Below are 12,409 nucleotides of genomic sequence, written 5' to 3'. Positions count from 1 at the left end.
TGGAGGTCAAAGATATTGCTGCTGAAAGGTGATCAGCGATCGCTGATATTCAGTCTCAATCTGGCTCAGTAGCTCGGCTGCTCCATCGAGGTGATGGCTTTTCGCATTCATCTCTAGGGTTTTGCACAGTTCTCCCAGGGCGATCATGCCGAGATTAAGGCTCATGGAACGGAGGGCATGGGCGGCTGTTTTGAGAGCGGCATCGTTCTGCTCCACGATCGCAGTCTGAATTCGTTGCAAACTGATCGGGGCATCTTCCTGGTAGTTCTGGAAGAGTTCGGCCAGGAGTGGGATGGCTTCCTGGCCGAACATTTGCATCAGGCTCTGGACAACCTGATCGTCAATCACGGCATCTGTAGAGCCAGCCCTGTTGGGCAACGGTGCAGGAGAATATCCCCCCATGGTCCCTGCTGACTCAAAGGCATCAGTCGAGAAGCGGGGTGCTCCCAGAGGAATCTGATGGCGATCGCGGTAATGGTTCAACACTCGGATCAGTTCCTCCATAAAAATCGGCTTACTGATGTAGTCATCCATTCCTGCGTTCAAACATTCTTCCCGATCGCTCTGCATAGCATGGGCTGTGACTGCAACGACCCAGGGGGGGGGATAATCTGTTTCCCCCTGGCGGATCTGGCGAGTGGCCTCCAGCCCATCCATATCCGGCATCTGCACATCCATAAACACCAGGTCGTAGGGTTGCCGCCTGAGGCATTCCACGGCTTCTTTCCCATTGTTGGCAACATCAGCCCGATAGCCCAGGTTTTCTAGCATCTTCAACATAATGGTCTGGTTGATGGTGATGTCATCGACGACCAGAATGTTCAGGGGTAAGCGATCGGCGGATAGCAGATCCGCCAGCTCCGGATCGGAGAGCAGAATTGTACTGGGGGCAACCGGTTCGGAGGAGCGGCCCAGGACGACTTGCACCAGAACCTGATGCAGTTGGGCTGTTTTGACGGGTTTATTCAAGCAGGTGAAGCGATCGACCTGCCTGTTCTCCAGGGTAAGAATCTGCTGTCCCACAGGCCGAAGCAGGATGATCGGTAGGGTTGCTTGGCCAGGGAGGGTGTGGATTTGCCCGGCCAACTCCAGCCCATCCTGATCGGGAAGGGTCATCTCAATCAACACAGCATCTGGGGCTTTTCCCTGCTTGAGTTGCTTCAGGGCGGCCATCCCTGTGTGGACGGCTTGGACCTTAATGCCCCAGGCCAGCATCTGCAATGCCAGGGAATGGCGGCTCATGGCACTGCCATGGACAATCAGCAAACGCTTCCCGGCCAGATCAGGTTCGGGAAAGATGGGAGCATGGGCTAAGGAAGTAGGAGCGGTGCGAACTGTGACTGTGAAATAGAAGGTGGTGCCCTGGGAGGTAGACGGCTGATACTTGGAATGGAAGGTGCGATGGGAGGAGGCTGAGAAGACAGGGGCATCCAGAATCGAGGAGGGAACAGTGGCGGGGGGGGTTCCACCCACATGGTTGTGGCTCTTGACCCACATGCTCCCACCCATAATCTCGCAGATCCGCTTGCTGATGGCCAAGCCCAGTCCGGTCCCGCCATACTGACGGGTCACAGAAGCATCCGCCTGGCTGAACCGCTGAAATAGCCGATCGAGGCGATCGGGCGAAATCCCAATTCCGGTATCTTTTACCGTGAATAGGAGGGTGTAGAGAGGAGCCTCCGGTTGTCCCTGGGTGGGGAGAGCCTGAATTTCCTGCTCTTTCCCGATCGCACAGACGGAGACGGCAATCACCACCTCTCCGACCTCAGTGAACTTAACGGCGTTACTGACGAGATTGACCAGGACCTGTCGGAGTCGTGTGATATCTCCAATGATTTGGGCGGGAACCTGGGGATCGATCAGGTAACTGAGCTCCAGGTTTTTGGCGGCAGCTTGGGGCGCGACCAGATCGAGGGATTCCTCCAGGCAGGTATGGAGGTTGAAGGGATGTTCCTCCAGTTCCAACTTGCCAGACTCGATCTTCGAAAAGTCCAGGATGTCATTGATCAGGGTCAGCAACGTCTGGCTGCTGCTCCGAACGGTCTGCACATAATCCCGTTGTTCAGGGCTGAGGCGAGTGTTGAGCAACAGGCCGGTCATGCCAATCACCGCGTTCATGGGAGTGCGGATTTCATGGCTCATGGTGGCCAGGAATGTACTTTTGGCCCGGTTGGCGGTTTCCGCGATCGCCCTGGCCTGCTCCAGAACCAGATTTTGGCGCTCTAAAGCCTGAGCTGATTGCCAGCGCTCCTCTTCCACCCCGATCGCCCCAGCAATAATGCTCATAAATTGCAAATCTTCGGCACTGGGAGCCACATCCGACCCATACAGGACACAGAGAGAACCCACAGCGACCCGATTCCATTTCACAGATACCCCGGCGTAGGTTTGCCACTGGTAGCGCCGGATGTTGGGGTCGATCTGGGCATAGGGGGTTTGGGTCAGTTGGTGGACAACCAGGGGGCTATCTCCGTTTTGGTGAATCACCTCATGGTACAGGTGTCCCTCTGCTGGATGTTGGGGAGGGAAATCAGGTGGGGTCTGCCATTGCCCGATCGCCACCAGGCAATTTCCTTCAAGATGGGTATAGATGGCGCAGGTGGCTTGTAGAGCTTCTCCGCAGAGGGCAACCAGGTGATTGATATTGTCATTCGGATCGCTGCCAAAGTTGAGGAAACAGTCTTTCAACTGGGCCAATCGTCGCTCTGCCCGTTTGCGATCGCTGATATCCCGATACTGCCAGAGATGTCCCCGGTAATCCTCTCCGGCAAAGATAGGGGCGTAGTCTCGCTCCAGAATGCGGCCATCGGCCAGATCGATCGCTTCACCGAGAACCGGTTGACGCTGGCGTAAAACCTCCTGCAAGCGGAGCGCAAAGCCGTTTGGATCTTTGATCAGGGCTAAAGTGCCCTGGACAGCCTGTCTACAATCCTGGCCTACCAAGGCTGTTGGAGGCATTGAGAGGCTGAACAACTGGCAAAATGCTTCATTGGTCAGGATAATCCGGCGATTCTCATCTTCCAGTAAGACCCCGGCCTGAAGGCTTTTAATCAGGGTGCTCAGGCGTAGGGTAGTGGCCTGGAGTTGTTCTTCTGCCCGTTTTCGCTCGGTGATATCGCGCACAATCCCAATCCCACCAATGATGGTGCCGGATTCTCCCTTCAGGGGGCAGTAATGGGTTTCTAAAACCCCCTGTTGCCCCTGAAGGGAGAAAGCGCAGGGTTTGTCTTTGGAGATCACCGTTTCCCCGCCCAGGGCGGCATAGAACAAGGCATCTTCCTGGGTGGTTTGCAAAAAGGGGAAGAGGTCAAAGGCGATGCGGCCTAGTGTTTCAATCCGTTTGACACCGGAGATGCGCTCCATGCCCGAGTTCCAGACAATGTAACGACACTCTCTGTTGAAGGCAAAAATGCCATCTACACTGCTATCAATCAGCCACTCAGAGAATTGCTGCAGCTTTGACTTTTGGATGGCGGTGGAAATGTGAACGGCCAGTTGTTGCAAAAAGGCGATTTCCAGAGGGCTCCAGGAGCGGGGAGCGGAACAGTGATGAACAATTAACAACCCCCAGAGTTCGGAGTAGCGAAAATTATGCAGTTTGGCTTCCCGCTCCAAATCTTCGATGCAGCGTTGCTCCATCTCAGCCATGGAAGGTTGAGCCTCTTCTTGCAGGGAAGACTTGAAGACCAGGAGTTCTGGATAGCCGTGCAAAATCGGAATGACCAGGTTGGCCCGGACCTGAAACTGTTCCAGCATCTCAATGTGGCAATCTTGCAGATCAGCCTGGTGGATGTCATCGATCGCCCGTACCCGGCCCTCCACATAAGGTTGAAACCATCCCGATTCAAAACAAGGATCGGCAATCGTCATGCCTTTAATTGCGGTCCAATCCGTTCCCACTGACTCTGACAGCACAGTACCGTTTCCATCCGGTTGAAACCGATAGATCAGGACGCGATCGGTCTGCAGCAGCCGACGCACTTCCTGTACCGTGGTGCTGAGGGTTTCACTCAAGTTCACCGATTGGTAGATCTGGAGAGCAATCTCGGCGACCTGATCATAAAATTGCTTGCGACCCTCAGGGCTGGAAGAAAGATCGACTTGCATAGTCTAATGGCCTAGTGACTCAAAACTGGGTATGAAAGAGGGGTTGCCTGAAGTGCTTGGGTGGAAATAATTGTCGCGATCACCATTCAAGTAGGGCATAGGGATTGATCGGTGAAATTCTAGACTTGAATCTGCAATAGCCTTTGGGTCAGCTTTCCCTGGAGTGCAGGGGTAATTCGTACACCCCGGCTCAGGCATTGCATGATAAACAGGTTGGCCTGGTAGTAGCCTTGCATTTGCTCCCATTGGGATGGGGTCAGTTGCCAGTCATGGCCCACATCACGCCCGGTGATTAGGGTCTGCCGGAGTTGCTCCAACCAAGGGCCTCCAGCCTCCTCGCACCAGACCTGCAGGGAAGGCTCATTGGGTGTTCCGGTCATCAGGTCGTCGCGCAGGGTTTGTAACTCCTGGCTAAACTGAGCGGCAATGCTAAACCGCTGCTCCAGATCGAAGGCGAAACAGAGGGACAAACTTTGCTCTATCGTGGGGGCAATGACCAGAGCCTTGGCTAGACTCAGAAGATGCATCAGGGCCCGATCGAGGGCCAGATCGGATGGCAGGTCCATCGCCAGATGTGGATCCAGGGCAGAAGCCAGATCCAGACCCTGGCCGAGGGCCAGCGATAAGTAAAAGGCCCGCACGGCAGCCGGATGACTACGATCAATCACAACTGCTTTGCGTTGAGCCCAGTGGAGGAGCGGTTGCAGGGCAGGGGCTGTCGTCAAATCCTCAATCTGGCTGATCATGGCCTCGATCAGGGGGTCTGCTCCTGGGAGCAGTTCAGCCGTCAGGGCGATGACCTCGTGCCAGTGGGGTTCCAAAACGTGGTGGCTTAAGGCCAACCATGCCGGGGACTTCCCGTTAGACTCAGATGGCGCGGGAGCTAGACTGTTGATAAAACTGCGCCGGGCAGTCAGGTATTCCTGAAACGTGAGGTGGGAAAAGGAATACACATCTCTGGCCCGTTCAATTAAAAGACCATGGTGGCAGGCGATCGTGCGTAGAATGTCTTCACCGGCCTGCCAGAGCGTTTCAGGGTCGAGATTGCCGTCTCCATGGGTGGCCAGATGTGCCACAATCAGGGGCAGAACTTCTGCTTTATCGAAAAAATAACGGCCCTGTTCAAACATGGTGGCGGCCATTTGACTGAGCAGGGTGATGCGATCGGCCAATGAAAGATGGAACAGGCTGTCTCCAGTTTGTCGTTGAATGCCACGGGCACTGTCCCATCGCACCAGCAGAATATCCAGACTGCTTTGATAAAGTTGTGACCGCTTTTTGGGAAAGGCTCCCCGTTCTTGAAAGACCAGACAGGCCAGGTGGAGCAGAATTGGGGTGACGGCCAGTTCCAGAATGGGTTGATTTTCCCGCCGTTGTAACTGTTCCAGAAATTGGGTCGCCCGAGCCGTTCCCACCTCAGGGGCGGTTGGATTCATGGCGACGAACCACTTGTGGACAAAGCTCGTGATTTGGGAAGGGTCAAAGTCCGCAACTTCCATACGGGCAAACCCCTGGAAGGAATGCTCCCGGGCAGCCAGTCGGCTTGTGATGACAATCAGAACCTGATGATAGGTGTCGGCAAATTTTTGGATCTGATAGTGGAGCAGGTCCTGCTCAGCCGGGTTGACTTCATCCAATCCATCCAGCAACAACAGGGCTTTACCCTGCTTCAATAGGGTTTGACTCTGGTCCTGGGTGAGGCCAAATTCACTCCATTGTTGGTGAATCACTGCTTCCAGGGCGGAGGTGGCTGCATTGTGCAGGTGCCGCAGGGGAAGGAAAATGGGAATCCGATCGCCTTGGACAGAGCCCTGGAGGCATTGCAGGGCAAGATACTGCAAGAGTGTGGTCTTTCCTGATCCCGGCTGACCCAAAATCAGGAGTTTGGGATAGGTTGCCAGAGCTTCCCATGCTTTGATTCGGGATACGCCAGAGGGAAAGCCGTGCCCCGATCTCAGATGGGCTGGACTGGGCTGCAGATCCTCTACCTCTAACCAGCGCTGACTGGACAGGTGGGGTAATAGATAGACATCGGTGTAGACCTGCAAAAGGGGAAGGGGTTGGGCCAGATCGATCGTGGTTTGGAGGACTCCACATTGGGTCTGGATCACGGGCTCAAGTTGGGCCTGGACCTGCTGAACCCAGGGCAAGGACGGCTGCTGATTGGGGTCTGAGATCGGCTCTGGATTGTCGATCGGATCGTCTAACCGGGGTCGATCGGCAATGTCTTCCCAATCCAGATCCAGGCGGAAGCAAATATCAATGAACAGATGTCGCTCGATCGGGCGGCCAGAAAAAAATTTCCAGATGGGTTGGCGGGTTTGTAAACCGACTTCACTGGCCAGATATTCCTGGGTCCATTCTCGTCGTTGGAAGGCCTGTTTTGCTCTAACAATTCCACTTGGAGAAGCTTTCAGAGATCGTTTTGCCATTCCCTTCAGCACTTACCCCCTCATGGGGCGATGGCGAATCATACTCCAACTCCAATTTTCCAGACTTTGTGAGGCGATCCGGAAAGTACGTGTCGAATGAGACATTGCTGGAATACCCGTTCAATGGGTGATTGCGAGCCGGACCTTCCCGGACCACTCCTGCCAGCCCCCCCTGCTGCTTTATCGAGACCCCCCTTATTTAAAGAAATGAGCAAAAATACTCACCATGCCTTGATCATTTAGAAATATTTGTTAATATATGTAAAGAAAAGTAAACAAAACGATACAGAAGGAGTTCATCATGTTTGCACCGATTGTCTGTTTGCTGCGGAACCGGATTGGTAAAGCAAAATTCAATCAGATGCGGGGTCAAGCCATCGCCATCCATGCCGAGGTCATCACGGCTTTCTGTGAAGGCATGACCATTGACCGCACCCAACGGCAAAACTTGATCCGTCTGGCTCGTGACAATGGGAAGAGATTAGGGTTCTTGGCTTAAGAGAATCGTCCAGTCAAGGCTTTCTGTAAGGCCCAGATTCCGGCGGCACTGACGGTGCTTCCCAGAAGCCCCAGACTGATTTGCTCTCCACCCATGCACCAGGCGACGATCGTGAGGCAGGTCAGGGCAACGGTAACACCTCGGGCGATCGTCAGGGTTAATTCCAGGGATTGACTCGCCTGGGTCACGCGCTGAATCAGGTCGGCATCTTTCCCGAAGGTTTCGGGTCGATCGAGTAAATGTTGTAAAGATTGATACTTGGTTTGGTCGAGCTGGTAATAAGTCCCCAATTCCGCATCGCGCAGATTGGGCACGGAGTGTAGTCCAAACCGTTTGGCATGGGCGATCGCGCAACGGATTTCTTTCTGAGTTGCTAGAGGTTGGAAGGCTTCCAAAATGGATTCCCTGTAAACGCCCAATTCTGCCATTTGCAGAATTTGCTGACTCAGTTCAGGAATAGATAGTCTGCGGGTGATTCCACTCATAGCCTGACTCCGATTCAGGAGTACTTTACCATAATGGGATCGTTTTTTAGTAGATTTGTACTCTAAAAATCAGGTTGGGTTGTGACTGTCAGGGAGGGCTAGCGTTGCAACCTGTCTGATTTTGGGCAGAAGAGGCTCCATGTATGTTGGCCAGCCAACTAAGATCGCTTGTTTGTGGCTCAGGGTTTCCAGGTTCAGGGCCTCAGGCAGGAAGCTAATCGGCTCACCTGCCAGGTCGCAGCAGACCAGTCCGGCGGTTTGGGCCAGGGCCAGGGGGCCAGCAGTGTCCCATACCTTAACTCGACCATTCAGGTAAAGATACAGTCCTGCTCTACCTAGAATCACTTCCATCACCTTGAGGCCAAAACTGCCGAGAGAACTAAACTGGATGCCAGGGATAGCCTGTGAAAGAGCCAGCCCAAAATTCTTCTGGTCCCTGGTTCCAATCATGACGGGGCAAAATTCCCTGGAGAGCGCAGGGGGTTGAGTGGGTTGCAGGCTCTGGGGTAAGGCGTCACCGGTTGTCTTAAATAGTCCAGACTGGGGACTACCAAAGTACATTTGGTCGGTCACGGGGGCGTAAATCCAGCCAGCAATAGGGCGACTGGCCTGGAGTAACCCAACCATGACGGAATATTCCGCCTTCCCCTGAATAAAATCTTCGGTTCCATCCAGGGGATCGATCACCCACAGCCGATCGACGTTACGGAAAAAGGCGTCTCTGGATTGGGCATTTTCTTCCGTGACGATGCCATCCTCCGGAAATAGGGACTGAAAGGCATTGGATAGGTATCGATCCAGTTCTCGATCGACATTGGTGACATAATCGTTCGGACCCTTTTGGAAGACCTCCAGTTGCTCGGCAGCCAGATTTCTGACTTTGCGGCCACAGTCTTGCACGATTTGCCGAATCCGTTGATCCTGCTCCAGCGAAAAATATGGTGTAATCCTGTTCCCCATGACCGATCGCCTATTTCCGCGACAACACTGCCCATTGTACAGATGCCCCACCAGGATATTTCTATCCCAATGGGGCGCTTCTGCGGATTTATGGCAGTTTTCTGCATGAAGGCGGTGACGGCTCTATCAAAAATCCCCAGGAAAAAACGGGCTAACCTACAGACTGGTTAACCCGCAAGCTTGGGAACGCGCAGAAAAGTTACTTTTGCAGAACCAACTTAACGTTGGCATTTTGTAGGCCAGGGCGCTTCACCTCTGCCAGGGTCTTATTGACGGCATACTTCTGGTTGATTGAGTTAATCAACTCAGTCTGGTTATGCTTCTTGGCAACACCCCACAGGTCAGCAATCAGATCAAAGGAACCGTCGCTATTGCGAGACCAGCCAAGGTCATACTCGCCTTCCAGAACAGCAACGATATCAGAACGAACTCGCTGACCGTTGTACCCGCGAACATCAGCCTCGGTCTTGACGGTGATACCCAGGTCACGCAGGGAGGCCTTCAGAATTTCGGCGTCAGTAATTTTGGTGCGCAAAGTGCTAAAGTGAGACATTGGGAATCCTCCTGAAGAGATAAAAACGACAACGTTGGTTTTTATGGGAAGAGTTTTGAGGGCCAGAGCTTGTGTTGAACAAGACTTTGGATTCAAAACTTTTTTGTTGAAACTGTCGGCAATTTACCGACCTTTCCTCCTGTTGGGAGCAGGAGAGAAAGACTTTAGAACTCCATTCGCTGATACTCAGCAACGGAGGCTGCAGCAGGTCTGGCCCGTTGACGGGCCCAGTCACGTAGCGCTGTGACCTGTTCATTCATGGTTTTGGACAGCGGCAGGGTAGCCTTAATCGATGCGATAATGTCCAATTGGGTAAACTCACGCTCTTGGGCGAAGGCTTCGTACATGGCTGCAACAAGGGCCTGTTCAATTTCTGCGCCCGAAAAGCCTTCGCAAACATTCGCAAGCTGATCCAGATCAAACCTGGCAATATCACGACGGCGTTTTGCCAGGTGAATGCGAAAGATGTCCTGGCGTTCCTCTGGGGTGGGCAGATCCACAAAGAAGATTTCATCAAAGCGCCCCTTGCGCAGGAACTCCCCTGGTAATCGATCAACCCGGTTGGCTGTTGCCATCACAAACACCGGAGAAACCTTTTCCTGCATCCAGGTCAGGAAAGAGCCGAAAATCCGACTGGAGGTACCACCATCAGAATCGGCAGAACCGGCCCCCCCAGCGAAGGCTTTGTCGATCTCATCAATGAATAGGATCGCTGGAGAAATGGACTCAGCCGTTTTCAAAGCATTTCGTAAGTTTGCTTCTGAACGCCCGACCATCGAGCCATCATAAACCCGCCCCATATCTAAACGGAGGAGGGGCAATCCCCAGAGGCGAGAGGTGGTTTTGGCAATCAAAGATTTACCACATCCAGGAACTCCAAGAATTAACATCCCTTTGGGTTGAGGGAGCCCATATTCTCGGGCCCGCTCGGTAAAGGCATTGGAGCGCTGCTTCAGCCAGTGCTTCAGTTCTTCCAGACCACCAACAGAGTCGATTGTTTCATCTTCCTCGATATACTCCAGGATGCCATTGCGTCGAATTAGCTGTTTCTTTTCGGAAAGAACAATCTCGACTTCTGCTTCCGTCAATCGGCCTGCAGTGACCTGGGCTTTGCGATAGACCTTTTCCGCCTCATCTTTGGTCAGGCCCAAAGCCGCCTTCAACAATTTCTCCCGCATCTCAGTGGTGACCCGCCGACCCCGAGTTTGCTCTAACTGCTGAGATAAGACCTGATTCAATTCAGCAATATCTGGGAGTGGAAAATCCAGGACGATGACTTCCTTTTCGAGTTCAATCGGAACCTGCTGAACCGGTGACATCAGGATAATTGCTTTCTGGGAACCCTTAAAGCTGGCAATGGCATCTCGTAGCCAACGGTTAACAGCAGGGGAATCCATGAAAGGATGGAGATCTTTAAAGACGAAAATAGCGGGATCGCGCTGCCGAACCACCCATTCAATTGCGGCTTCTGGGGAGACAGTGTTGTGCTGGGTAGTGGTTCGGGGCTGACCATACTCGACGATGCCGTGAGTAACAGTCCAGATAAAGACACGCCGCTGGGGCTTAACTTGAGCAATTGTGGCAATTGCCTGCTCAGCGCGCTCCTCCTCAGAAGTTACGAGATAAATCAGAGGATACTGAGCTTGAAGTAAGATACCAATCTCTTCTTGCATGACCATCGATCCGATAGACGGTGCAGACTTTGCCTAGCCCTGACTTTCACCTGATAGCCTCATCTTGGAGAAACCAGTGCTGAAGCTGCAGGCTAAATCCTAAATTTTCTTCCTCTTGCGCCCACTCCTGTCGCCCACTCCTGTATCCCTGAATGCTTAAAGCCAAGAACAATACTTTTGGAGAACTCTTGGAGATACCTAGAGAAATTGTTCAGATAAAGGCTCTTTGACAATAAAGTTCTACAATAAAGTTCTACAAGAAAGTTCTACAAGGGCGACACCTGACTCAAAAAGCACCAATCACCACCACACCAAACCTAGCAAGACCTAGCAAGGCACTAATTCTTCTTCGCCCTGCTTATCGCTTCCCGAAACCCTTTGAGCATCTTTGACAGATAGACTGGTTTCCGATTCCGCCAAGAATGTTGCTTGCCCTCCCAGTGCCACGAGGGTGCCTTCTCGAACCACAACCGAAGTGGCGCATTCGGGGCAACTATGCACGGCATGGGCCTGACCGTAGGAACTCTGTCCAGAAGCGACTTCGTCAACAATTTCCGGGTGAGAGAGGTAGAAGACGATCGCTTTCTCAACAATAGAAGACATCGGCTCACAATCAACTGCTGACCTTACTTTGAGCTGACGATGAAGTCCTGGCGAAATATAGAGAGTAACCTTTTGCTTATCTTGCATATAACTTTACGGCCGCTATACCCGGGTACGTTCCGTTACGATAACGGCTCCATCTGAAAGCTGTCAAGACGTTATGCTGTCATGACGGCACATTCGTAATATTTGTTTATGTTTCAACGATCGGAGGGGCATAAAGCCAAAGCCTTGGGCTTGGAACACTGTCCCCACATCTATCTAAGGGGCTCTATAATGGAAAAACCGTGAAAATATTTGTACCCAATTTGGACAGAAACTCCTTCGGACTGATTAGAATGTCAGTGAGTAACAGATATGGATGCCTGTGACTGAAAGAAAACCAAATCGTGATCTGCCACAAATTAATGAACGTATTCGGTTCCCCAAAATTCGGGTAATTGATACAGATGGAGCTCAACTGGGTATTCTTACTCCTCGCGAAGCTCTACAAATCGCTGAGGAGAAAGAGTTGGATCTGGTTCTGGTCAGTGATAAAGCTGACCCTCCCGTTTGCCGAATTATGGATTACGGCAAATTTAAGTTTGAGCAAGAGAAGAAGGCAAGAGAGGCCAAAAAGAAGCAGCATACTTCTGACGTGAAAGAAGTGAAGATGCGCTATAAGATTGAAGACCATGACTATAACGTGCGAATCAATCAGGCGGAGCGTTTTCTTAAGGCTGGAGATAAAGTGAAGGCGACCATCATGTTTCGGGGGCGTGAGATTCAGCATAGTGACTTGGCTGAAACCCTGCTGATGCGCATGGCTACGGATCTTAAAGAGGTGGCGGAAGTGCAGCAAGCGCCTAAGAAAGAGGGGCGGAACATGATGATGTTGCTCTCTCCGAAGAAATAGACAAAGGGAGCTTCCAGCCTAAGAACTTCCAGTCTAAGGAGCGTGAACACCCTGACTGGAATCGGTACTTGGGTAGGGCGAAGAGATATCTATTCCTTTGCCTGTGTCTTCATGGAAGGCATGGGGATTCAGTTATGGTCTGAGTGCGATGGAGATGCGTTTTGCGTGTCTCCATTTTTTCTCAAGTATCCTTTTATGCTTC

9 protein-coding genes are annotated in these 12,409 nt (G+C 52.4%); 2 read left to right on the top strand and 7 right to left on the bottom strand.

Annotated elements, in window-relative coordinates; genetic code table 11:
* Positions 1-6 precede the first annotated feature (6 nt).
* Positions 7-4,107 carry a response regulator gene (locus BST81_RS20995; RefSeq protein ID WP_075600472.1) on the bottom strand — a complete coding sequence of 1,367 codons (4,101 nt, stop codon included), beginning with the start codon at positions 4,105-4,107 and terminating at the stop codon, positions 7-9.
* Positions 4,108-4,226: 119 nt separating this feature from the next.
* Positions 4,227-6,539 (bottom strand): NACHT domain-containing NTPase, encoded by a 2,313-nt coding sequence (locus BST81_RS20990; protein ID WP_075600471.1) that lies wholly within the window; start codon positions 6,537-6,539, stop codon positions 4,227-4,229.
* 301 nt (positions 6,540-6,840) lie between these two features.
* On the opposite strand from BST81_RS20990, the gene BST81_RS20985 reads away from it, so the two are divergent.
* Positions 6,841-7,038 (top strand): electron transporter, encoded by a 198-nt coding sequence (locus BST81_RS20985; protein ID WP_075600470.1) that lies wholly within the window; start codon positions 6,841-6,843, stop codon positions 7,036-7,038.
* Here BST81_RS20985 and BST81_RS20980 read toward each other — a convergent pair.
* The 5 genes from BST81_RS20980 to BST81_RS20960 all read right to left on the bottom strand — a co-directional run bounded on the left by BST81_RS20980 (position 7,035) and on the right by BST81_RS20960 (position 11,312).
* Positions 7,035-7,523: a hypothetical protein gene (locus tag BST81_RS20980; protein ID WP_075600469.1), complete on the bottom strand. Its 489-nt coding sequence runs from the start codon at positions 7,521-7,523 to the stop codon at positions 7,035-7,037. The genes BST81_RS20985 and BST81_RS20980 overlap by 4 nt on opposite strands.
* 69 nt (positions 7,524-7,592) lie before the next feature.
* Positions 7,593-8,483: an inositol monophosphatase family protein gene (locus BST81_RS20975; protein WP_075600468.1), complete on the bottom strand. Its 891-nt coding sequence runs from the start codon at positions 8,481-8,483 to the stop codon at positions 7,593-7,595.
* A 199-nt stretch (positions 8,484-8,682) separates the two neighbouring features.
* Complete coding sequence (locus BST81_RS20970; RefSeq protein ID WP_075600467.1) at positions 8,683-9,036, bottom strand: DUF1257 domain-containing protein; 354 nt, start codon at positions 9,034-9,036, stop codon at positions 8,683-8,685.
* Positions 9,037-9,200: 164 nt separating this feature from the next.
* Positions 9,201-10,709 carry an AAA family ATPase gene (locus tag BST81_RS20965; RefSeq protein ID WP_075600520.1) on the bottom strand — a complete coding sequence of 503 codons (1,509 nt, stop codon included), beginning with the start codon at positions 10,707-10,709 and terminating at the stop codon, positions 9,201-9,203.
* A 327-nt stretch (positions 10,710-11,036) separates the two neighbouring features.
* Positions 11,037-11,312, bottom strand: a complete 276-nt coding sequence (locus BST81_RS20960; RefSeq protein ID WP_253188418.1) for a hypothetical protein — start codon at positions 11,310-11,312, stop codon at positions 11,037-11,039.
* Between the two features lie 361 nt (positions 11,313-11,673).
* On the opposite strand from BST81_RS20960, the gene infC reads away from it, so the two are divergent.
* Positions 11,674-12,207 carry a translation initiation factor IF-3 gene (gene infC, locus BST81_RS20955; RefSeq protein ID WP_075600465.1) on the top strand — a complete coding sequence of 178 codons (534 nt, stop codon included), beginning with the start codon at positions 11,674-11,676 and terminating at the stop codon, positions 12,205-12,207.
* Positions 12,208-12,409 lie beyond the last annotated feature (202 nt).

The organism is Leptolyngbya sp. 'hensonii', from assembly GCF_001939115.1.
Classification (GTDB): domain Bacteria; phylum Cyanobacteriota; class Cyanobacteriia.
Note: the sequence above shows the minus strand (reverse complement) of the source record. Positions and strands in the feature narration are given on the sequence as shown.